This is a genomic window from Pseudoclavibacter sp. RFBA6 (genome assembly GCF_002931575.1).
Lineage (GTDB): Bacteria > Actinomycetota > Actinomycetes > Actinomycetales > Microbacteriaceae > Pseudoclavibacter > Pseudoclavibacter terrae.
The window spans coordinates 285,685-307,976 of sequence record NZ_PSUA01000012.1 but is presented as its reverse complement, the minus strand read 5'-3'; the positions used below and the strand labels follow the sequence as shown (position 1 = coordinate 307,976).

Annotated in this window: 22 protein-coding genes; 21 read left to right on the top strand and 1 reads right to left on the bottom strand. The window is 67.3% G+C overall.

What is annotated here, in order from left to right:
• From C5C17_RS11360 to C5C17_RS11295, 14 genes are all read left to right on the top strand, one after another.
• Positions 1 to 1,212: an MraY family glycosyltransferase gene (locus C5C17_RS11360; RefSeq protein ID WP_104253483.1), complete on the top strand. Its 1,212-nt coding sequence runs from the start codon at positions 1 to 3 to the stop codon at positions 1,210 to 1,212.
• A complete protein-coding gene (locus tag C5C17_RS11355) occupies positions 1,209 to 1,649 on the top strand; it encodes a hypothetical protein (RefSeq protein ID WP_104253482.1) in 441 nt (146 codons plus the stop codon). Before C5C17_RS11360 ends, C5C17_RS11355 begins: the two co-directional genes overlap by 4 nt.
• A gap of 174 nt (positions 1,650 to 1,823) precedes the next feature.
• Entirely contained in the window at positions 1,824 to 2,651 is an 828-nt protein-coding gene (atpB, locus tag C5C17_RS11350; protein WP_104253858.1) for a F0F1 ATP synthase subunit A, read from the top strand.
• 58 nt (positions 2,652 to 2,709) lie between these two features.
• Positions 2,710 to 2,940 (top strand): ATP synthase F0 subunit C, encoded by a 231-nt coding sequence (atpE, locus tag C5C17_RS11345; RefSeq protein WP_104241494.1) that lies wholly within the window; start codon positions 2,710 to 2,712, stop codon positions 2,938 to 2,940.
• 12 nt (positions 2,941 to 2,952) lie between these two features.
• A complete protein-coding gene (locus tag C5C17_RS11340; protein WP_104253481.1) occupies positions 2,953 to 3,522 on the top strand; it encodes a F0F1 ATP synthase subunit B in 570 nt (189 codons plus the stop codon).
• Entirely contained in the window at positions 3,522 to 4,313 is a 792-nt protein-coding gene (locus C5C17_RS11335) for a F0F1 ATP synthase subunit delta (protein WP_104253480.1), read from the top strand. The genes C5C17_RS11340 and C5C17_RS11335 overlap by 1 nt, the downstream gene beginning before the upstream one ends.
• Before the next feature lie 52 nt (positions 4,314 to 4,365).
• Entirely contained in the window at positions 4,366 to 5,991 is a 1,626-nt protein-coding gene (gene atpA / locus C5C17_RS11330) for a F0F1 ATP synthase subunit alpha (RefSeq protein ID WP_104253479.1), read from the top strand.
• Between the two features lie 38 nt (positions 5,992 to 6,029).
• Positions 6,030 to 6,926 (top strand): F0F1 ATP synthase subunit gamma, encoded by an 897-nt coding sequence (locus C5C17_RS11325; RefSeq protein ID WP_104253478.1) that lies wholly within the window; start codon positions 6,030 to 6,032, stop codon positions 6,924 to 6,926.
• A 30-nt stretch (positions 6,927 to 6,956) separates the two neighbouring features.
• Positions 6,957 to 8,423 carry a F0F1 ATP synthase subunit beta gene (gene atpD, locus C5C17_RS11320; protein WP_104253477.1) on the top strand — a complete coding sequence of 489 codons (1,467 nt, stop codon included), beginning with the start codon at positions 6,957 to 6,959 and terminating at the stop codon, positions 8,421 to 8,423.
• A 2-nt stretch (positions 8,424 to 8,425) separates the two neighbouring features.
• The gene (locus tag C5C17_RS11315) at positions 8,426 to 8,704 is read left to right on the top strand and encodes a F0F1 ATP synthase subunit epsilon (RefSeq protein WP_104253476.1); all 279 of its coding nucleotides are present in this window, start codon (positions 8,426 to 8,428) and stop codon (positions 8,702 to 8,704) included.
• Entirely contained in the window at positions 8,701 to 9,516 is an 816-nt protein-coding gene (locus tag C5C17_RS11310; protein WP_104253475.1) for a YaaA family protein, read from the top strand. The genes C5C17_RS11315 and C5C17_RS11310 overlap by 4 nt, the downstream gene beginning before the upstream one ends.
• A 171-nt stretch (positions 9,517 to 9,687) precedes the next feature.
• Entirely contained in the window at positions 9,688 to 10,476 is a 789-nt protein-coding gene (locus C5C17_RS19085; RefSeq protein ID WP_104253474.1) for a DUF5684 domain-containing protein, read from the top strand.
• Between the two features lie 160 nt (positions 10,477 to 10,636).
• The gene (locus C5C17_RS11300; protein ID WP_104253473.1) at positions 10,637 to 11,722 is read left to right on the top strand and encodes a DUF4192 family protein; all 1,086 of its coding nucleotides are present in this window, start codon (positions 10,637 to 10,639) and stop codon (positions 11,720 to 11,722) included.
• 91 nt (positions 11,723 to 11,813) lie between these two features.
• Positions 11,814 to 14,594, top strand: coding sequence for an FtsK/SpoIIIE domain-containing protein (locus tag C5C17_RS11295; RefSeq protein WP_146079152.1), 2,781 nt, complete (start codon positions 11,814 to 11,816; stop codon positions 14,592 to 14,594).
• Here the strand turns inward: C5C17_RS11295 and C5C17_RS11290 are convergent.
• Positions 14,591 to 15,604 (bottom strand): asparaginase, encoded by a 1,014-nt coding sequence (locus C5C17_RS11290; protein WP_104253471.1) that lies wholly within the window; start codon positions 15,602 to 15,604, stop codon positions 14,591 to 14,593. The two genes, C5C17_RS11295 and C5C17_RS11290, sit on opposite strands and share 4 nt — an antisense overlap.
• Before the next feature lie 112 nt (positions 15,605 to 15,716).
• Here C5C17_RS11290 and C5C17_RS11285 point away from each other — a divergent pair, with 112 nt between their 5' ends.
• From C5C17_RS11285 to C5C17_RS11255, 7 genes are all read left to right on the top strand, one after another.
• On the top strand, positions 15,717 to 17,054 hold the full coding sequence (locus C5C17_RS11285; RefSeq protein ID WP_258066173.1) for an RIP metalloprotease: 1,338 nt from the start codon (positions 15,717 to 15,719) through the stop codon (positions 17,052 to 17,054).
• Between the two features lie 137 nt (positions 17,055 to 17,191).
• Positions 17,192 to 18,196: an AAA family ATPase gene (locus C5C17_RS11280; protein WP_371029531.1), complete on the top strand. Its 1,005-nt coding sequence runs from the start codon at positions 17,192 to 17,194 to the stop codon at positions 18,194 to 18,196.
• Positions 18,197 to 18,198: 2 nt separating this feature from the next.
• Positions 18,199 to 19,095, top strand: a complete 897-nt coding sequence (locus tag C5C17_RS11275; RefSeq protein ID WP_104253469.1) for a DUF58 domain-containing protein — start codon at positions 18,199 to 18,201, stop codon at positions 19,093 to 19,095.
• The gene (locus C5C17_RS11270; protein ID WP_104253468.1) at positions 19,082 to 19,570 is read left to right on the top strand and encodes a hypothetical protein; all 489 of its coding nucleotides are present in this window, start codon (positions 19,082 to 19,084) and stop codon (positions 19,568 to 19,570) included. The genes C5C17_RS11275 and C5C17_RS11270 overlap by 14 nt, the downstream gene beginning before the upstream one ends.
• Positions 19,561 to 20,556 (top strand): VWA domain-containing protein, encoded by a 996-nt coding sequence (locus C5C17_RS11265; RefSeq protein WP_146079151.1) that lies wholly within the window; start codon positions 19,561 to 19,563, stop codon positions 20,554 to 20,556. Before C5C17_RS11270 ends, C5C17_RS11265 begins: the two co-directional genes overlap by 10 nt.
• Complete coding sequence (locus C5C17_RS11260; RefSeq protein ID WP_104253466.1) at positions 20,553 to 21,539, top strand: VWA domain-containing protein; 987 nt, start codon at positions 20,553 to 20,555, stop codon at positions 21,537 to 21,539. The genes C5C17_RS11265 and C5C17_RS11260 overlap by 4 nt, the downstream gene beginning before the upstream one ends.
• Positions 21,536 to 22,258, top strand: coding sequence for a hypothetical protein (locus C5C17_RS11255; RefSeq protein ID WP_146079150.1), 723 nt, complete (start codon positions 21,536 to 21,538; stop codon positions 22,256 to 22,258). Before C5C17_RS11260 ends, C5C17_RS11255 begins: the two co-directional genes overlap by 4 nt.
• Positions 22,259 to 22,292: the final 34 nt, after the last annotated feature.

Here is a 22,292-nt window from a genome sequence, read left to right as displayed (position 1 = left end):
GTGCGGATCTACCTCGCCCTCGTGGTCGGCACGGCGCTTGTCACGCTCGTGCTCGTCTACGTGGTCTGGCGACTCGCGATGCGCTACAAGTGGTACCCGCCTGTCCGCGACAGGGACGTCCACACGACGCCCAAGCCGAGGCTCGGCGGCGTCGCGATGTTCGTCGGCATGCTGCTCGCGCTCGCCGCGGCCTCGCAGATACCGTTCTTCTCGCTCGTCTTCGAACAGCCGGGGCGAGTCTGGGCCCTCGTCGGCGCAGCGTCCCTCATCGTCCTGATCGGCGTGATCGACGACTTCATCGACCTCGACTGGATGACGAAGCTCGCCGGCCAGATCCTCGCCGCCATCCTCCTCGCCTGGCAGGGCGTCGCGATCACCTCGCTCCCGATCGGAGGCATCACGGTCGGCTCCCAGTGGATGTCGATCGCCATCACGGTGCTCGCCGTCGTCCTGGTGATGAACGCCGTCAACTTCATCGACGGACTCGACGGGCTCGTCGCCGGAGTCGCGATCATCGCGAACGGCGTCTTCCTGGTCTACAGCTACGTGCTCAGCGAATTCGCGGGTCAGACGGGGCGCTTCACGATGGGCGCGCTGCTCTCGGCGATCGTCATCGGCATCTGCCTCGGCTTCCTGGTTCTGAACTGGTACCCGTCGAAGATGTTCATGGGCGACGGGGGAGCGCTCCTCGTGGGCCTGCTGATGGCGGCCAGCGCCGTGGCGGTCACCGGCGAGGTCGACCCGCAGACGATCAGCCGCACCGAGCTCTGGCCCGCGTTCCTGCCCATGATCATCCCGTTCGCCGTGCTCATCGTGCCGCTTCTCGATTTCTCCCTCGCCGTGTTCCGACGGATGAGGGCCGGCAAGTCGCCCTTCACCGCCGACCGCAAGCACCTCCACCACCGCCTGCTCGACATGGGCCACTCCCAGAGGTGGGCGGTCGTCGTCTTCTACTCCTGGACGGCTGTCGTGTCCGTGGGCGCGCTCATGGCGTTCGCAGCCGACCTCATCTCGATCCCAATCGGACTCGTCATCGGCTTCGTCGTCATCGGCTTCGTCCTCTGCACGCTGGTGACCATCGCGCCGCTCAGCAGGCGCAAGTCGCGGGAGCGCCACGCGCAGAAGGCTCCGGGCGAGAACGCCCACGACGAGCTCGCCGATGCACACGCCTCGCTGCTCAAGGCAGCACCCGAATCCGGAATGGACGCATGAACTCCTCTACGACCCCCACCTCCGTGCCCATCTTCAAGAGCATCCTGAAGTGGTCCGTCGTGGTCGCCATCGCGGTCGCCGTCGTCGGCGGTGCCGCTGGCTTCTTCGCCGTCGGGATCAACGGCCTGTGGAGCGCGCTCTTCGCCGCTGCCATCACGCTGCTCTTCACGGGCATCACGGTCGTCTCCGTCATCCTGGCGTCGCACCTCGACCAGATCTTCTTCATGGCGACCATCCTCGGCGCCTGGATCCTCAAGTTCATCGTGTTCCTCGGGGCCCTGTTCCTCATCAGGGACCTGCCGATCGTGCACCTCTTCACACTCTGGCTATGCCTCGTCGTGGCTGTCATCGCGACAGTCGTCGTCGACGTCGTCTGCGTTGTGCGCGGGCGGATGGGCAACGTCAGCGACGTGCGACTGCCCGGCGACGACAAATAGTAGAAAAGTTGGCTCAGGAGGCCCGAAGTGCACTCCTGCCTGGGGATTTCTTGATAGGCTGATCCAGGTGCGCCGAGAAGGGGTCCTTCTCGTGTGCTCACCCGCCCGAACTCATCGAAGCGCAGCAAAGACAGCTGCGCCCCGAGACAGGAGAGTGCTCTGTTCGCCTCAGCCCTGAATCTGCCAGTTTTCATCGCTGCCGCGGAGGACAACAGCATCTTCCACCCGCCGTCGCTCGACCACGAGTTCTTCCTCGAGGCAGTGGCGTTCGCTGGCACGCCGTTCGAACTGAACCGCATCATCCTCGTGAGGCTCCTCGCCATCGCGGTCCTGCTCCTCCTCTTCTGGCTTGCTCTCCGCAGCCCGAAGGTCATCCCCGGCAAGGGGCAGTCGCTCGCCGAGATCGCCATCGGCTTCGTCAAGTCGCAGATCGCTGACGGCATCTTGGGTGAGAAGCTCGGACACAAGTACCTGCCGCTGCTCGCCGCGATGTTCTTCGGCATCTTCGCCATGAACATCACGGGCATCATCCCAGGCCTGAACATCGCCGGAACCTCGCTGATCGGCATGCCGCTCGTGCTGGCCGTCGTGTCGTACATCGCCTTCATCTACGCGGGCTTCCGCGAGGCGGGCCCCGGGACGTTCTTCAAGAACGCATTGTTCCCGAGCGGTGTGCCGTGGCCGATGTACATCCTGCTGACGCCGATCGAGTTCATCAACATCTTCATCGTGCGCCCCGTCTCGCTCGCGCTGCGACTCTTCCTCAACATGATGGTCGGCCACCTGCTGCTCGTCCTCACGTTCAGCGCGACGAACTTCTTTGTCATCCAGTACTCGCTGCAGGGCCCTGGCGGTCCGCTCGACATGCTGTTCGGCATCCCCACACTGCTCGGCGGCTTCGTCATGACGCTCGTCGAGATCCTCGCGGCGGTCCTCCAGGCCTTCGTGTTCACGCTCCTGACCGCGGTCTTCATCCAGCAGGCCGCTGCCAAGAGCCACTAAGACCCACCTGACTCACGCGAAGCAACCTGCTTCACCACCCATACGGAAGGAAACCCCTGTGGAAACCACCACGCTCGCCGAGATCTCCGGCAACATCGCTACCGTCGGCTACGGCCTCTCTGCAATCGGCCCCGGCATCGGCATCGGTATCGTCGCCGGCAAGACCGTCGAGGCCATGGCACGTCAGCCCGAGATGGCTGGCCGCCTCCAGGTCACCATGTTCCTCGGTATCGCCTTCACCGAGCTGCTCGCCTTCATCGGCGTCGCAACGTTCTTCATCTTCCAGTAAGCGGGTCCGCACATGAGCACTTTCGCACTGTCGGCGGCTACGTCGACGCTCGCAGCGGAGGAAGGCGGCAACGTCCTTCTTCCCGCTACGTATGACATCGTCTGGTCGGCGGTCGTCTTCGTTGTGCTCGGATTCTTCTTCTGGAAATTCGCCATCCCGGCGCTGCGCAAGGTGCTCGACGAGCGCGAGGCGCAGATCGAGGGCGGCATCCGCAAGGCGGAGATCGCCCAGGCCGAGGCCGCTGCCAAGCGCGACGAGAACGAGAAGCTTCTCGCCGCCGCGCGAACCGAAGCCGCGGAGATCCGCGAGCAGGCTCGCGTCGACGCAGATCAGATCAAGGTCCAGAAGAAGGCCGAGACGCAGGCTGAGCTCGACCGCATGACCGCTTCCGCAAAGGCCCAGATCGAGGCGGAGCGCCAGACGGCGATCGTCTCGCTCCGCGCCGAGGTGGGCACGCTTGCACTCGACCTCGCCTCCGGCGTCGTCGGAGAGAGCCTGCGCGAGGACAGCCGCTCGACGGCTTACGTCGACCGGTTCCTGAGCGAGCTCGACAACGACCAGAAGGCAGGAACGCACAGCTGATGGGAAGCGCGACCAGACACGCACTGGCAGCCCTCAAGAACAGCGTCGACGGCTGGGGCCAGGCAGAGCTTGGAGATGCTGAGCAGGTGTTCGCCGCGGTCAACGCAGCGGGTGCCAACCAGCACCTCCTCGCAGCACTGTCCAACCCCGCCGCCGACGTCAGCGCCAGGCGCGAGCTCGCAGGGACGGTCTTCGGATCGCACCTCGGCCCGCGTGCGCTGCAGCTCCTCCAGGACGCTGTCAGCCAGACCTGGTCGAGCAACCATGAGTTCGCGCTCGGCCTGCAGGAACTCGCAGTCCGTGCCACGGCCCAGACCGCAGGAGCGCAGTCGGTCATCGCGGCCGAGCTCACCACGGTCGCTGACACGATCAGCGCAAACCCGGAGCTCGAGCTCACGCTCGGGTCGCGCCTCGGGGACTCGGCTGTCAAGTCGCAGCTCATCGAGCGCCTCTTCGCGGGCAAGATCAGCGCGCCCAGCCTGCTGATCCTTCGCGAGCTCGTGGGCAACCCGCTCGGTCGCCGCACGCGCCGCCTCCTCACCTGGGCTGGCGAAGTTGTCGCCGACCAGGCAGGCCGCTCGGTCGCAACCGTCACGGTGGCGAGTCCGCTCGCGCCCGAGCAGCTCGCGAAGCTCGAGGCGGGACTGACCCGTCGGTTCAACCGGCGCGTCTCCGTCACCACGGTCATCGACCCGAAGATCATCGGCGGCCTGCGCGTGCAGCTTGGCGATGACGTGATCGACGACAGCGTGGCCGCTCGACTCAACAACCTCCGCCTGCAGCTCGCCTGAGCCTCACGCACTGAAACTCTCGGGGCGAGGCCCCGGACGACAAGGGAAGAACATGTCAGAACTCACAATCAATCCGGATGAGATCCGCGACGCGCTTCAGCAGTTCGCTTCCTCATACCGTCCGGAAGGCGCCACGGCGACCGAGGTCGGCACCGTGGTTGACGCCTCGGACGGCATCGCGCACGTCGAGGGTCTCCCTGGCGTCATGGCCAACGAGCTCATCACCTTCGCCGACGGAACGCTCGGCCTCGCCCAGAACCTCGACGAGAGCAGCATCGGCGTCATCGTCCTCGGCGAGTTCCAGGGCATCGTCGAGGGCATGGAAGTCCGCCGCACCGGCGAAGTGCTCTCCGTCCCAGTCGGCGACGGCTACCTCGGCCGCGTCGTCGACCCGCTCGGGAACGCGATCGACGGACTCGGCGAGATCGCCACCTCGGGTCGCCGCGCCCTCGAGCTCCAGGCACCGGGCGTCATGGACCGCAAGTCGGTGCACGAGCCGCTCGAAACCGGCATCAAGGCCATCGACGCGATGATCCCCGTCGGCCGTGGCCAGCGCCAGCTGATCATCGGCGACCGCCAGACCGGCAAGACGGCCATCGCGATCGACGCCATCATCAACCAGAAGGCCAACTGGGAGTCGGGCGACGTCAACAAGCAGGTTCGCTGCATCTACGTCGCCGTCGGCCAGAAGGGCTCGACCATCGCCTCCGTCAAGGGCGCGCTGGAAGACGCCGGAGCAATGGAGTACACGACGATCGTCGCGTCTCCCGCGTCCGACCCCGCAGGCTTCAAGTACCTCGCCCCGTACACCGGTTCGGCCATCGGCCAGCAGTGGATGTACGAGGGCAAGCACGTCCTCATCGTGTTCGACGACCTGTCGAAGCAGGCTGAGGCCTACCGCGCCGTCTCGCTCCTCCTGCGCCGCCCGCCGGGCCGCGAGGCCTACCCGGGTGACGTGTTCTACCTGCACTCCCGTCTGCTCGAGCGTTGCGCGAAGCTCTCCGACGCGATGGGTGCAGGCTCGATGACCGGTCTTCCGATCATCGAGACGAAGGCCAACGACGTCTCCGCGTACATCCCGACCAACGTGATCTCGATCACCGACGGCCAGATCTTCCTGCAGTCCGACCTCTTCAACGCCAACCAGCGTCCCGCGGTCGACGTCGGAATCTCCGTCTCACGAGTCGGCGGCGACGCGCAGCAGAAGCACATCAAGAAGGTCTCGGGAACGCTCAAGCTCGAGCTCGCCCAGTACCGCTCGCAGCAGGCATTCGCGATGTTCGCGTCCGACCTCGATGCGACGACGCGCAAGCAGCTCGAGCGTGGCGCACGCCTCACCGAGCTCCTCAAGCAGCCGCAGTACTCGCCGTACCCCGTCGAGCAGCAGGTCGTCGCGATCTGGGCCGGCACCAACGGCAAGCTTGACCTCGTCCCGGTCGACGAGGTGCTGCGCTTCGAGCGCGAGCTCCTCGAGTACCTCGAGCGCAACACCGACGTCCTCGGCCTCCTCCGCGACAGCGGAAAGCTCGAAGACGACACGCTGAAGGCCATGGCCGACGGTGTCGACGCCTTCGTGAAGACGTACCTCAAGAACGACGGAACTCCGCTCGTCGCAAGCGCCGAACAGGTCGCCGCTGACGAGATCGAGCAGGAGAAGATCGTCAAGAAGCGCCGCTAGGCGCCCTCGACGACTTCGACGACGAGCACAGGAGAAGCATGGGAGCACAACTTCGGGTCTACCGGCAGAAGATCAAGTCTGCCCAGACGATGAAGAAGGTCACCCGCGCCATGGAGCTGATCGCCACTTCGCGCATCACCAAGGCGCGGAAACGCATGGCCGAGTCGAACCCGTACGCGCAGGCGATTACCGAGGCAGTCTCGGCAGTGGCCAGCTACACGGACATCGATCACATCCTCGTCACCGAGCGTGAAGAGGTCCGCCGCGTCGCGGTCGTCGTCTTCACGAGCGACCGAGGCCTCAACGGAGCCTTCTCGTCGAGCGTGCTTCGCGAGGCCGAGGGCCTCACGAACCAGCTCGAGTCAGAAGGCAAGGAAGTCGTCCACTACCTCATCGGGCGCAAGGCGGTGGGCTACTTCGCCTTCCGCAAGCGCGCGAGCGAGAAGCAGTGGACAGGCTCGACGGACCTCCCGGTCTTCCAGACCGCGAAGGAGCTCGGCGAGGCACTGGTCGAACGGTTCACGATTCCCTTCGAGGACGGCGGCGTGGAAGAGATCCACTACGTCTACAACCGGTTCCAGTCGATGGTCACGCAGACGCCGACCGTCGTGCGGCTCCTGCCGCTCGAGGTCGTCGAAAGCGACGACGTCGCAGAAGACGCCCCGCTGCTCCCGCTGTACGAGTTCGAGCCGGATGCGGAGACGGTGCTCCACGCACTGCTTCCCGACTACATCCAGGCGCGCCTCTTCAACGCCATGCTGCACTCCGCCGCATCCGAGCACGCTGCCCGCCAGCGCGCGATGAGCGCGGCTTCCGACAACGCAGACACCCTGGTGCGCGACTACACCAGGCTCGCGAACAACGCGCGCCAGGCAGAGATCACGCAGCAGATTTCCGAGATCGTGGGCGGCGCGGACGCGCTCGCAACCGCATAACCGCGCGAACACGCAAGAAAAGGACAAGACATGACGACGCACATCGTCTCCGACAGGGAAGACACGACGGCTCCGGCCGGTGTCGGCCGGATCGCCCGTGTCACGGGTCCCGTTGTCGACATCGAGTTCCCGCATGACGCCATCCCCGGCATCTACCACGCGCTCGAGACCGAGGTCAGCCTCGGCGACCAGTCGCTCAAGCTCACGCTCGAGGTCGCACAGCACCTCGGCGACGACCTCGTCCGCGCCATCGCGCTCAAGCCCACCGACGGCCTCGTCCGCGGCCAGGAAGTCCGCGACACAGGCGCCCCCATCTCGGTGCCCGTCGGCGACGTCACCAAGGGCAAGGTCTTCAGCGTCACCGGTGAAGTGCTCAACGAGACCATGATCTCGGAGCCCTACGAGATCACCGAACGCTGGCCCATCCACCGCGAGCCCCCGGCCTTCGACCAGCTCGAGTCGAAGACCGAGCTCTTCGAGACCGGCATCAAGAGCATCGACCTGCTCACCCCGTACGTCCAGGGTGGAAAGATCGGCCTCTTCGGTGGAGCCGGCGTCGGCAAGACCGTCCTCATCCAGGAGATGATCCAGCGCGTCGCGCAGGACCACGGCGGCGTCTCGGTGTTCGCCGGTGTCGGCGAGCGCACGCGTGAGGGCAACGACCTCATCTACGAGATGGAAGAAGCAGGCGTCTTCGACAAGACTGCGCTTGTATTCGGCCAGATGGACGAGCCGCCGGGAACGCGACTGCGCGTCGCCCTCTCGGCCCTCACCATGGCTGAGTACTTCCGTGACGTGCAGAAGCAGGACGTGCTCCTCTTTATCGACAACATCTTCCGCTTCACGCAGGCCGGTTCCGAGGTCTCCACGCTGCTCGGCCGCATGCCGTCCGCCGTCGGATACCAGCCGAACCTCGCCGACGAGATGGGTGTGCTCCAGGAGCGCATCACGTCGACGCGTGGCCACTCGATCACGTCGCTCCAGGCCATCTACGTGCCTGCTGACGACTACACCGACCCGGCCCCTGCGACGACGTTCGCCCACCTCGACGCCACGACGGAGCTCTCGCGTGAGATCGCGTCGAAGGGCCTCTACCCGGCCATCGACCCGCTCACGTCGACGAGCCGCATCCTCGACCCCCGTTACCTGGGCGCCGACCACTACCGCGTCGCGACCGAGGTCAAGCAGATCCTTCAGAAGAACAAGGAACTGCAGGAGATCATCGCGATCCTCGGTGTCGACGAGCTCTCCGAGGAAGACAAGATCACCGTCTCCCGCGCTCGCCGTATCCAGCAGTTCCTCTCGCAGAACACCTACATGGCGAAGAAGTTCACTGGTGTCGAGGGTTCGACGGTTCCGCTCAAGGAGACCATCGAGTCGTTCGACGCCATCGCCAAGGGCGACTTCGACCACGTCGCCGAGCAGGCCTTCTTCAACGTCGGTGGAATCAACGACGTCGAAGAGAAGTGGGCGCAGATGCAGAAGGACAACGCATAGTCATGGCAGGCAAAGGCGAACTGACCGTCAAGGTCGTCGAAGCAACCAAGCTCGTCTGGGAGGGGAGTGCGACCATGGTCGTCGCCCGCACCTCTGAGGGCGAGATCGGAATCCTCTCCGGCCACGAGCCTGTGCTCGCAGCCCTGGGTGCCGGACAGGTTCGCATCACGGCTTCCGATGGATCGAAGATCGTCGCCAACGCCGAGGGCGGCTTCCTCTCGGTGAACAGCGACGTCGTCACGGTCGTCGCCGGCGAGGCTGAACTCGTCTCCGGGGAGTGACCGAAGGTCTCCTGCTGCTGTTGCCGCCGTCCGAAACAAAACGGGACGGCGGCAACGCTGCGTTCACGGGGGAGTTGGTCGAGAGCCCGGAAGCAGGCGGGCTCAGCTGGCCGGAGACATTCGCGACGACGCGGGAGCTCGTCGCCAGCGAGCTGCACAGTCTCTCGCACGACCGCGAGACCGCCCGCAAGGTGCTCAAGATCTCCGAGAAGCAGGCAGAGGTCGAGCTCAACAGGAACCGCACCCTGCGCTCAGCCCCTCGCATGCCGGCGCTGCTCCGGTACACGGGTGTGCTGTACGACGCCCTCGACGCCCCGACCCTGACTGCGCCCCAGCTGAGCTGGGCGGCGCACCATGTGGCGGTCCACTCCGCTCTGTTCGGGCTCGTCGGCGGGGGAGAAGGCATTCCCGCCTATCGGCTCTCCGCGGCGTCACGGCTCGGCGGTGTCGCTGCAGCTCGCCGCTGGGCTCCAGCGGCGAGCCAGGCGCTGTCGGCGCACAGGGGGCTCGTGGTCGACCTCCGATCAAAGGCGTACGCTGCGCTCGGACCGGTCGAGGTTGCTGAGCGGCATGCGTCCATCGATGTCGTCTCGAGGTCGGCAGACGGCACCGTGCGCTCGCTCAACCACTTCAACAAACGAGGCAAGGGCCTCTTCACCCGCGGTCTCATCACGCGCGCCTCGTCGCAGCCTGACCGGGCGGCGGCGCTGCGGGATGCGGAAGAGCTGGCGGACTTCTGCCGCGAGGCCGGTTGGGAACTCGAACCAACTGGACCGGGCGCCGCGCGGCTGATCGTGCCTGAAGGCCTCTGAGCCGCCCGTCGCAGGCAGCAGCGCTCCCGACGCCAGGCGCGCAGGGGAGCGCTCCCCATCGACAAAGTCGTTGAAACGCCGCTACTTTGTACCATGTCTGCGATTTCTGGCTCATGCGCACTCCCCGCGCTCGACGCAGACGTCGACTGAATATCAGAAAGTGACTCCTCCATGGAAATCATCGCTTACGGCGATCAGGCCGCTGCCGGTATCGGCGCCCTCGGGATCCTCCTGTGGCTCGTCCTCGTGCTGGGCGCCTACGCGCTCACCTCGTGGATCATGTCGAAGGTGTTCACGAAGATGGGCATCGAGGCCTGGAAGGCCTGGGTTCCGGTCTACAACTCGTGGACGTTCGTCGAAGCCGCGGGCTTCCCCGGCTGGTGGGTCCTCGTCGGTTTCATCCCCGGCGTCAACATCGCCCTCGTCGTGCTCATGGCTATCGCCGCCTACCGCATCGGTCTCGGCTTCGGCAAGAGCGGCGTCTGGGTGCTGCTCTACATCTTCCTCCCCATCGTGTGGCTCGCCATCATCGGCTTCGACAGCTCGCGTTGGAACCCGGCACTCATGAACCTGGGTGGCCAGTACGGGCAGCCCCAGGGCGCAGTCGGCTATGGGCCGGGGGCACAGGGACAGGCCTACGGACAGGCACCGGTGCAGTCCGGCTACGGACAGGCCCCCGCGCAGCCGTATGGACAGAACCCGGCCCAGCCCAACGGCCAGCAGCCCTACGGTCAGGCTCCGACCCAGCCCAACGGCCAGCAGCCCTACGGTCAGGCTCCGACCCAGCCCAACGGCCAGCAGCCCTACGGTCAGGCTCCGGCGCAGCCGTACGGTCAGCAGCCGTACGGACAGGCACCAACGCAGCAGCCGTACGGGCAGCCGCCCGTTCAGCAGCCGCCGCTTGGTCGCGCCCCCGAGAACCAGCAGCCGTACGGCCAGCAGCCCCCTTCTCAGCACTGACGGGGCTGGACACTCGTCCGGTCTCCGAGCACGGCACGCGGATCGTCTTCCGCGTGCCGTGCTCTGTTCACTTCGTCGTCACAGGTGTGTGAAACGCTCGCTGTCCACAACCGCGGACACCACGGAACCGCACGGCTGACGTGGGGCCTAGCTTCTGGGCATGCAACAGATTCGCCTCAGCACACCGAAGCAGATTCTCGACGCCGTGCCTCGTCTCCTCGGCTACTCACCCGTCGGCTCACTTGTCGCCATACCGCTCAGCGGGAAACGGGGAGGAGTGGTCCTCCGCTTCGATTTGCCTGAGGTACCGGAACCGTCAGCAGCGGGTGCGGCCGCCTACGCGAATGCCGTGATCGGTCACCTGTCGCACCTGAGGAGCATCGAGCGAGTCGTCTTCGTCCTGTGCCCGGACCTGCCCTTCGGGTCTGGTCCGCGGCCACCCTTCTGGGTGCTTGCCGAGGAGCTTGTCGCAGCGGCGGACCGCGCAGGAATCGAGCTTGTCGCCTGCATATGCCGAGCCGCCGACGCCTGGGGCGTCTACGGGTGCGACGACGCCGACTGCTGCGACATCGGCCCGCGCCCGCTCGGCGCACAGGAGGAGTGGGTGCGGGCGACGGCGAAGCCGGGCGACGAGTCGCTCATCACGCCCGCGTCCGTGACCACAAGGCTGCGCTTCGCGGACGAGGATGAGCGACACTGGCAGCACCACGAGGGTGAGGACGACCTGCCGTCGATGCGGCAACGGTGGCTCATGGCATTCGCTCCTGACACGCTCCGGGCTGCACCGACAGACGCGGAACTCGCACATCTGCTCTGCATGCTCCGGGGCCGCCACACCTCTGAACTGCTCCTCGTGACGATCGGGTTCGGCGCGCACGCCGACCTGCTCTCGCTGGCGCCGGTCTGGAGCACGGTGATGGGAGAGGAGGACGTGCACCGACCCCTGCCCGAGTTCTCCCGCAGGCGTGTTCGCCAGGCCGCCGCGGTCCTGCGACGTCTCGCGGAGCTCGTCGACCTCGACGATGAACCCGTGCTCCTTGCCAGCATGAGCTGGCTCGAATGGGCCTCGGGGAGGTCGAGCGCAGCGGCGGCCTTCGCGAAGAGAGCGCTCGAGGTCAGAGCGGACGATCCGCTTGCCTCGAGCGTCGCCTGGCTCGTCGAGCGGTGTGTGGTTCCGCCCTGGCTCGCTGTCGTCGAACAGTGGTCCGATGAGCCGGAAACAGCCGCTGCAGGACGTGACGACTGAGGGGCCTCACGGGCGATCGGACGAACGGGCAGGGCCCCGGCTGATCGAGCCGGTCCTGTCCTTGCCCGCGCCCGTCCCCGAGCTGAGGGGAGTGGCGTTTCCCATCATCATGGCCTCGGCTCCGGTCGTCGCCTCGATCCTGCTCTGGCTGCTTCTGGGCTCACCCGCCATGCTTGCATTCGCCCTGCTCGGTCCCATCATGGCGACAGCAAGCTACGCGGAGTCGAGACGTCAGGCGAGCGCCGAGCACAGGCGGGCGCAAGCCGTGTTCGATCACGAACTCGACGCATGCATCCAGCAGGCTCGGGCGCTCGCCTCGGACGAGCTGCGGAGGCTGGAGGCCGTCGCTGCAGAGCCCTGCACCGCTCGTGGCGCACCCCCTCTGGAGCTGCAGGAGCGCTTCTGCCTCGGATCAGGATCGGTGCGTGTGCGTGTCCCCATGTCCGGTGAGCTGCGGCACCTCCCAGAAGACGTACGTGCGCGTCTCGATCACGTCCTCACGCTCGACGACGCTCCCGTCTTCGGTGCCGGTGCGACGTTCGAGATCACCGGGAGCAGCAGGCTGGTTCTTGCGGCGGCACGCGCGCTGCTCGTCCAGCAGCCGGCGTGCGCGGGCGAGGTGCGCATCTGCGCCGACGCCTCCGAGCGGGCCTTGGCCGAGGAGCTCTCCGCACTTGGTCGCCCGTGGAGATGGGCTGATGCGCAGGTGCCTGTCGGCGGGCTGCTCCTCGACCTCTCCGGAGCTCGAGACGGCGAGTCGTCGAACGCGGCCCAGGTTCGCGTCCATGTGCAGAACGCCTCAGCCGCGAGCGTCGTGCTCGAGAACGGTCGTCGCATCACGCTGCGGCCCAGGTTCGTGACGGCGGAGCAGCTTCGCGCCTCCGGTCCGAGCCGTCCCGACGGGGCTGGTCAGGCGGGCATCGACGGGCAGGACTCCGGAGAACCGAGACGTCCAGCGTCGATCACGAGCCCAGCCGCTGCCGGGCCGACGAGGGCGAGCGGCGCCGGCCTGTACGCCGACCTCGGCACACTCGGCGCAAACGGCACCAGGCTGTTCGGCGTCGACCTCGTCGCCGACGGCCCGCACGCGGTGATCGGGGGCACGACCGGGTCCGGCAAGAGCGAGCTGCTCGTGACCTGGGTGCTGGCCCTGACCGAGACGAGATCCACTCGCGAGGTGCAGGTGCTGTGCTTCGACTTCAAGGGCGGCGCGACGTTCGACCCTCTGGCCGAGCTCCCGCACTGCGTCGGCATCGTCACCGATCTGGACGCTGCCGAGGCGCAGCGGGCGGCGGTCAGCCTGCGTGCCGAGCTCCGCGAGCGTGAACGCGCGCTCCGCGCCGCCGGTGCGACTCACATCGGCCAGCTGCCCGGCCTCGCCCGTTTAGTCGTCATCGTCGACGAGTACCAGGCGCTTGTGGACGCCGGTGCCGAGTTGCACTCCGTGTTCGCGGACATCTCAGCGAGGGGGAGGAGCCTCGGGATGCACCTCGTGTTGTGCGCCCAGCAGCCGGCGGTCGCCGTCCGAGCGACGACGCTTGCCAACTGCAGCATCCGCATCTGCCTCCGCGTGGTCGCGGACGCGGACAGCACCGCGCTGATCGGCACCGCCTCCGCCGCGCGCCTGCCCGTCGACTCACCCGGGCTCGCCCTGGTCGCGCGCGACAACCGGATCGCAGAAGTCCAGGTGCGGCATCGAGACCGCACGGCTGTCGCAGGCTTCGTCGAAGCGGCCGCCCAGCGGGAAGCTCACCTCGGCCATCCACCTCCGCAGCGGCCGTGGCTGCCCGCTCTTCCCACGCGGATCACGCTCGAAGCACTCGTGGGGCACGGCCCGGGTCTCGCATTCGGGCTGAGCGACGACACCGAGGCTCGCGAGCAGCGCCCCGCACGCTTCGACCCGCATCTCGGCGCGGTGGCGGTCATCGGAGGGCCTCGAACCGGGAAGACCGGCTGCCTCACGGCGCTCATGGAGTCGGCCCGCTCGGAGCCCGACTCCGTCGTCGGGTGGGTCACCGTCCTGGCGGGGGATCCAGAGCCGGCCTGGGACCAGCTGATTGCCGCAGACCACGCTGCGGGCCCGGGCCTGCTGCTCGTCGACGATATCGATGCGCTCCTCACCGGGGTGGAGGAGCCGCACCGCACCGCCATGACCGAGCGCCTCGTGCGCCTCATCAAAGCCTCCGCATCCTGCTCACCGGCCGTCGCGTTCTCGCTGAGTCGGGTGACGGGCGGGACGGCGGCGATTGTCGCCTCCGCTGCCCAGACGCTCCGCCTGGTCGGCGGCGATCGCAGCGCATACGTCATGGCGGGCGGGCAGTCGTCGGAGCACGACGCGGATGCCCCCGCCGGACGGGCGGTCTGGCGCGGGAGAGCCTGCCAGGTCGCACAGGCGTCCCAGCCGATCGGCAACCGTGCTCGTGACGCCGAAGACGCGACGGATCCACTCGACCTGATCCACGGCGAGAGCGACCGAGAGCTGCTCGTGGTGGCTCGCCATCCTGCCACGATGCGGCGCATCCTCGAAGCAAGGGGGTTCGTCTGCACGGATCTCGCGGACTGGAGTGCGGTGACGAGCGCAACTCGAGGACACCCCGAGCGAAGCGGCTCGGAGCCGGGAAGCGTTCAGCGAGCTGTCATCGCCGACCTCGAGGCGTGGCAGGGTCGATTCGGGATCCTGTCGAGGCTCTCTGCCGAGCACCGCGTCCTGCTGTCAGGCGTGACCCCCGCCGAGCACCGGTCACTCCTCAGAGGCGATCCTCTGCCGCCGCTGATCGTCGACGCGTCGCGCAGCGCGGTCCTGCGCCACAGTCGAGGCGTACTGGAACGCATCCGCTGGTCGGACCAGGAGAGGTCCCTCAGTGGCCCCTAGAGGCTCGTCGGAACTCCGCTGCCGACCATGATCTCGCCGACGAGGACGCCACCGCCCATGACCTCGAGCCCGAGCCGCGGCAGCAGCTGCTGCACTCGACCCACATCGACGGCACCGGCCGCGACGAGCAGCTGCAGACCCACGAGCGTCGTTCCACGGCTGGAGCCGTCGAGCATCTTCATCGCGACCGCGGTGCCGTCCGCCGCTGCGAGGATGAGGATCCCCTCAGCGCCGGACTTCGCGAGCACACCGAGCTCGGAGACGACCAGGGAATTCGGGCGCCCGTGACCCTCGAGAAGCCAGCCGTTGGAGAGCACCGAGCGCCACACGGCGGCTGCCGCCTTGAAGAGCGGGAACGGGGAGGACGGACTGGCCGTGGCGAGCCGGCTCGCCGCCGCCGCGAGACCGACGAGGCTGACGGCGAAGACCGGCGCGCCGCATCCGTCGACACCGACCGCGCTCGGGCGTTCCCTGGTCATGCGCTCGACCGTGTCCTTGACAGCCACCTGGAGCGGATGATCTGCCGTCAGGTACCCCTCCGTCGGCCACCCCTGGGCGACGCAGGCCGCCAGCATCGCAGCGTGCTTGCCGCTGCACTCCATGTACACCGGGGAGGATGCCTCGCCGGCGCGAACGAGCGCGTCTCTGGAGGCACGGTCCCGGGGCCAGGAAGCAGGGCAGGCGAGCGCCCGGTCGTCGAGCCCGCTGGCGTGCAGGATCTCCCGCACGTGCGCGACGTGGGCTGGGGAACCGGAGTGGCTGCCGCAGGCGATCGCCGTCTGCTCGTCAGTCAGCCGCGCGCCGAGCGCCAGCGCGGTCTGCGCCTGGAAGAGCTTGAGGGTCGAGCGTGGGAACACCGGCTGATGCCCGTCTCCGAGCTCGGCACGGATCGTCGCGTCCGGGTTGGTCAGGACCGCAGCGCCGACGTGCCTGGATTCGATGAACCCAGAACGGACGACAACGGCGAGTTCGACGGCGGCTGCAGCGTGCAGCGTTGATGCTTCGCTCATGATCGGGCAAGCCTACGCGGTGGGCGACTCGCAGCACCGGTGCGCGCGCGGCCCGGCGGGCAGGGCAGATCGACAGCATGCGAGCGACAAGGCGGGTCTACGCTTGACCCCCGTGGAATCAGTCTTGCTCTTCATCGTCGGCGTCCTGGCCGCAGTCATCGGCCTCGCCGCGTCTATCGCGCTCCACGAGGTCGGCCACCTCGTCCCCGCCAAGCGCTTCGGGGTGCGCGTCACGCAGTACATGGTGGGGTTCGGGCCGACGCTCTTCTCGCGCAAACGGGGCGAGACGGAATACGGCGTGAAGGCCATCCCGCTCGGCGGGTACGTCGCCATGATCGGCATGTACCCGCCCGCCAAGGCGGGACAGGCCGCGCGCACGGGCGGGACCGGGTTCATGTCGAGCATGATCGACGACGCCAGGCTCGCGTCCGCGGAAGGGGTGCTGCCGGGGGAGGAGTCGCGGACGTACGCGGCGCTCCCCGTCTGGAAGCGCATCGTCATCATGGTCGGTGGACCAGCCATGAACTTCGTCATCGCGATCCTCGGCTTCATGATCGTCTGCTCCGGATTCGGGCTCTACCAGCCGTCGACGACGGTCGGCACGGTCTACGAGTGCGTCGTCCCGGCTGGCTCGGTGGCGCCTGAGCCAGGTGAGGCGTGCGAGACGCCGGCACCCGCCTTCGAGGCCGGACTCCTCCCCGGTGACAGGATCACGAGCGTCGACGGCACCGCCACCGACAGCTGGGACCTCCTCCAGGAGACCATCCGCGTGAGCCCGGGCGAGCCGATCTCCGTCGGGGTCGACCGTGCGGGTGAGCAGCTGCAGGTGGAGCTCACGCCAAGCGTCAACACCGTCTACGAGCTCGACGAGCTGACGGGAGCACGCGTCGAAGCCGCGGACGGCTCGTTCGTGACGCAGGAAGTCGGGTTCGTCGGCATCACGCCGACGCAGGAGCGCATCAGGCAGTCGCCGCTCTACGCGTTCACGATGGCCGAGGCTAACGTGCGCGCCGTCGGCAACTTCCTGATCACGATCCCCGAGCGCATCGTCGAGATGTGGAACGCCGGCTTCGGGGGCGCCGAGCGTGACCCGAACGGCCCGATGAGCGTTGTCGGGGTCGGACGGATCACAGGCGAGGTGGCAGCTGAGAGCAGCATCCCCGTCGTCGATCGGGTGGCGACCATCGTGCAGCTGGTCGCATCCGTCAACATCGCGCTCGGCGTCATCAACCTCGTCCCGCTGCCGCCCCTCGACGGCGGACACGTGCTCGCCGCGCTCATCGACGGTGTCCGTCGACGGCTCGCCAAGCTGTTCGGTCGCCCCGACCCTGGTCCGTTCGACACGGCCAAGCTGCTCCCCGTCACCCTGGTGATCGCGGGATGCCTCATGGCGATGAGCGCCCTCTTCATCTATGTCGACATCGTCAACCCGATCCGACTCTTCGAGTAGCCGTTCGAGAAAGACGCGCGGGAGGCTGAACGTGAGTGCCGCACGGTGTCACTACGCTTTCCCTTGCGAATCACTGAAGTGCCCGAGACGAGATCAGTAGAGGCGGCAGGCGTGTCCAGCCGCAGGAAGAAGGATCCGTGACGATTGTCGGCGGTCAGCAGCTCAAGCTCAGCCAGCAGGAGCTCCAGGAAGCGGGGCGTGCCATCGGGGCCGTCTCGCAGGCCTTCGCACACAAGGTCGTCGGCCAGACGCAGCTGCGCGAGACGCTGCTCGTCGGGCTCATGTCCGGGGGGCACGTCCTCCTCGAGTCGGTTCCCGGCCTCGCGAAGACGACGGCAGCCCAGACGCTCGCGCAATCGGTCCGTGGGTCGTTCAGTCGCATCCAGTGCACGCCGGACCTCCTGCCGTCAGACATCGTCGGCACGCAGATCTACGATGCCGCGGAACACCGTTTCTCGACCCAGCTCGGGCCCGTCCACGCGAACTTCGTGCTGCTCGACGAGATCAACCGCTCGAGCGCGAAGACGCAGTCCGCGATGCTCGAGGCGATGCAGGAGCGCCAGACCACGATCGGCGGCACGCTGTACCCGCTGCCCGATCCGTTCCTCGTGATCGCCACGCAGAACCCCATCGAGCAGGAAGGCACGTACGTGCTGCCTGAGGCGCAGCTCGACCGCTTCATGCTCAAGGACGTGCTCGAGTACCCGAACCCAGCTGAGGAGGCCGAGATCCTGCGTCGCATCGACGAGGGTGTCTTCGAGCATGGGGAACCAGCCGCGGTGGGGCTGCAAGACGTGACGCGGCTGCAGGAGCTGACGTCACGCGTGTACGTCGACAAGGCGATCACGGAGTACATCGTCGGGCTCGTCTACGTGACGCGTCACGCCGGTGAGTACATCGGCCCGGAGCTGGCGAGGCTCGTCGAGGTCGGCGCGTCGCCGCGCGCCTCGATCAACTTCGCCAAGGGCGCCAGGGCAGTCGCGCTCCTGCAGGGCCGCGACCATGTCGTGCCCGAGGACGTTCGCCGATTGGCGCACCGCATCCTCCGCCACCGCATCATCCTCGGCTTCGAGGCGGACGCCACGGGTGTGCGCGTCGAGCAGATCATCGACGCGGTGCTCGGGGCTGTCCGAACTCCGTGACCATGTCGAGCGAACGCCCCCTTCTCGTGAAGGTGAAGTCGAAGATGTTCCTGCACGCGCGAAGGCGCGTGCTGCACCTGCTGGACGGCCAGTACGCCTCGCATCTGCGGGGTCGCAGCATGGATTTCGACGATCTCCGCGAGTACGTGGCGGGAGATGAGATCAAGGACATCGACTGGAAAGCGAGCGCGCGAGCGGGGCACCCCCTCGTGAAGCGCTACGTCGCCGAGCGTCGCCACCGTGTGCTGTTCGCCGTCGATGGCGGCCGCAACATGGCGGCGATCTCGGCGAGCGGCGAGCCGAAGAGGGAGGTGCTGGTCACGGCGCTGGGCGTTCTCGGCTATCTCGCCATCCGGCATGGTGACGACGTGGGTCTCGTGACGGGCAGTTCCGACGGCATCAGCCAGCTCCCGTTCCGCAGCACGTCGTCCGCGCTCGAGCGGATGCTGCACGCTGTCTATGACACGGTTGGACTCGAGACAGCGACCAGCGATATGAACGCGGTCCTCGACCGAGTCCGTCTCACGGTCAGGCACCGCGCGCTGCTCGTCGTGATCGCGGACGAGTTCGACTGGGACGAGGAACGTGCTGCGCTCGTGCGTCGGCTGGCGGCGCAGCATGAGATCGTCTGGCTCCAGATCACGGACGCAGAACCGCATCAGCGCGGCACCCGTGGCGAGCTGGCTTTCGACGTGGAAGGGAACTGGGCCATGCCGAGCCTTTTCGGCGGGGACCGGCTCCTCGAGCGCGAGTTCGAGTACGCCGAGCAGAAGCGGGCGCTCGATATGGAGCGCACGTTCGAGGCGAACGCGGTGTCGTACGCGGAGATCGCGAGCGAGCAGCAGGTCGCGCCGACACTCCTTGCGCTCTTGAAAGCGAGGGCGAATGTTCGTCGCTGATGTCCAACCGCCGGAGGGGACCGTCGTACCCGTCATCGACTACGCGCAGTTCTGGCTGGTTCTCGGGTTCCTGATCTTGGCGTCCATCGTCGCCTTCTACTTCCTTGTGGTCTTCCTGACTCGACCGCGCCCGCCGAAGGCAGCCCCGGTGCTCCCTCCTGCGAGGCCGCCGGTCCATGCGCTGCAGCAGGAGTATCTCGAGCGCGTGGACGAGGTCGCGCGCCGTGCTGCGGCTGGCGAGCTGACGCCGCGACGGGCTCACGCGGAGCTGAGCGTGCTCGTCCGTGGTTTCGTCGCTGCCGTCTCGACCGTTCCGGCCGACAAGATGACGCTCACCGACCTGAGGCGCACCGAGCTGCGCGGGGTCTCGCACACGGTCGGCCAGTACTACCCGATGGTCTTCGGGGCGCACGATCCGAGCGGCACGGAGGCCGGGATCGCAGCTGCGCGGGAGGTGATCGCGACATGGCGATAGCGATGTGGTGGGTCAGCCTGTCGCTGATCGCACTAGCGGCAGCCGTCGCGGCCATCGCCTGGTGGCGTGCTCGCAAGCGTGGGCGGTCTGGCGCGATCCCCGTCGCCAACTCCAGGCGGCTCACGAGGCTTCCGGCGTACCGACGGGCGCTGCTCAGGTACTCGAGTCTCATGACTGCGGTCGGGGTCGTCCTCGCCATCCTCCTCGCGGTCACGAGCGTCGCGGCCGGCCGCTGGGTGTACCAGCGCGTCGAATCACCGGAGAAGTTCAACCGCGACATCGTGCTCTGTCTCGACATCTCCGGCTCCATGGTCGACTACGACGTCGAGGTGCTCGACAGGTACCTCGAGATGCTTCCGGGATTCGACGGGGAGCGCATGTCGCTCATGCTGTGGGATGCGACGGCGGTCCAGCTCTTCCCGCTGACCGACGATTACGCGTTCGTCGAGACCCAGCTGCAGCAGGTGCGGGATGAGATGGAGTCAGCCTCGGGCGGATCCAACATCGAGTACTCGTTCGCCCAGGGCACGCAGGGCGCTGCAGGCGCTTCCCTCGTCGGCGATGGGCTTGCCTCCTGCGCGATGACGTTCGGCGAATACGATCCGGCCGCCGATGACGGAAGGTCCCGTTCCATCATCTTCGCGACGGACAACGCGGTGAACGGCGACCCGCTCGTCTCGTTCCCGGAGGCCGCCGAATACACGGAGGAGCGCGGGATCACCATCTACGCGCTCGATGCCAACCAGTTCGAGGATGCGTTCGCCGACCAGTTCAGGACGACGATCCTGCAGGCGGATGGCAGCTACTTCAAGCTCACCGACCCGGCCAGCGTGTCCGGCATCGTCGATCAGATCACGAGCGAGCAGACCTCGCTCATGGTCGGCCAGCCCCAGCTGCTCGTCACCGACCGGCCGAACGTGTGGCTCGTGCTGATGCTCGTCTTCGCATCCATCTACGTCGTGCTGGCCTGGAGGCTTCGACTATGACCTGGAATCCCATACTTCCCCCGGTGCTCCTGGCACTCGTCGGCATGGTCCTTCTCGGCTTCTGCGTCTTCGCGCTCGTCAGGGCATCGGATCGACGTCGCCGCGTCAACTGGGCCCTGCGCCTCGCCGCCTGTGCCCTGATCGCGGTCGCCGCGTTCCGCCCTGGCGTCGGCAGCGCTCCGGCCCCGAACCTCCAGAGCGAGGTCGACGTGCTCTTCGTGGTCGACACGACCGCGAGCATGGTCGCAGAGGACTGGGACGGCGCTCCGCGCCTCGACGGCGTGAAGGCGGACATCTCAGCCCTGACGGCCGCGCACGAGGGGGCAAGGTTCGGCCTCGTGACCTTCGATGCCGCCGCCGTCCAGCGGCTGCCGTTCACCGCCGACACGACGGCGCTCGACGCCCTGCTGCAGACGCTGCGTCCGGAGGTCACCCAGTACTCCCGCGGCAGCTCCATCTCCATCGCAGAGCCGCTGGTCCAGGACGTGCTGGAAGCGGCCGCCGAGGCCGAGCCGGAGCGGGCGAGGCTCGTGTACTACCTGGGCGACGGTGAGCAGACCGCCGAGACGGAACCGGATTCGTTCAGCGCCGTCGCAGGCTATCTGGCCGGGGGAGCCGTGCTCGGCTACGGCACCGAGGAGGGCGGGCCCATGAAGGAGACTGCTGGCACGCTCACGACGGACGAGTCGGGCTACATCCTCGATGGACAGGGCCAGCAGGCCCGCTCCGTCATCGACACCGCCGCCCTGCAGACCATCGCAGACGACCTCGCGCTGCCCCTCGAGGTGCGCGAGCCCGGCACGGATGTGGTTCCCGCGGAGGTCGACGGCACCAGGGTGACGCAGACCGGCGGCAGTGCGGAGACAGCGTTCGAGGTGTACTGGATCCTCGCCGCGGCCGCGTTCCTCCTGCTGCTCCGAGACGTCTGGGAGTCCGTGAAGCACTCCATCGAACTCAGCAGGGCCAGGGGAGGAACAGCATGAGTCCTCGTCGGAGAAAAGCCGGCGGGGCGGTGCCCATGGCCGGTGCCGCCGCGAAGCGCAGGCGGAGGTTCATCCTCGTCAGCATCCCGTTCGCGCTCCTGGCAGCCGCGTTCGCGACCAAGCTGATCAGCATGTCGGTCATCGCCGACCGCACGGTGTCGCTCTATGCCGACTCCGAGTACGAGGGGAGCATGAACTCCGCGCAGCAGCAGAAGTTCGTGAACATCCTCGAGAGCTGGAAGGCCCCGTACAACACGGGCACGTCGATGCTCCAGCTTGGACTGCTCGACGAAGCCCGCACCGAGCTCGAGGCGGCACTGCCGCTGGCCGAGCCTCCGCAGCAGTGCCCGATCCGCGCGAATCTGGCCATCACGATCGAGCGGCAGGGCGATGCGCGCCTCGCCGAGGACGACACCGCAGGGGCGGTCGCGCTGTGGCAGGAGGCCCTCGCAGTCCTGGATGCCCGCGACCCGAGTTGCGCGTCCACAGAATTCGAACCCCCGACGGTCGAGTCGAGCGAACGCATCCAGCAGAAGCTGCAGCAGCAGTCGGAGGCGCAGGAGCCGACCGAGGGGGAGGAGCCTCCGGAATCGACGCAGTCGCCGGAGATGACCGAGCTCGAAGAGCAGCTGCAGGAGAATCAGCAGGACCGCCAGGACGAGCTCGACCAGGAACGCGGTGAGACCGAGGGCGATTCCCTGTACGACAAGCCCTGGTGACGCAGATCGGTGCCCTCGGTCGGCCAGGCGTCTG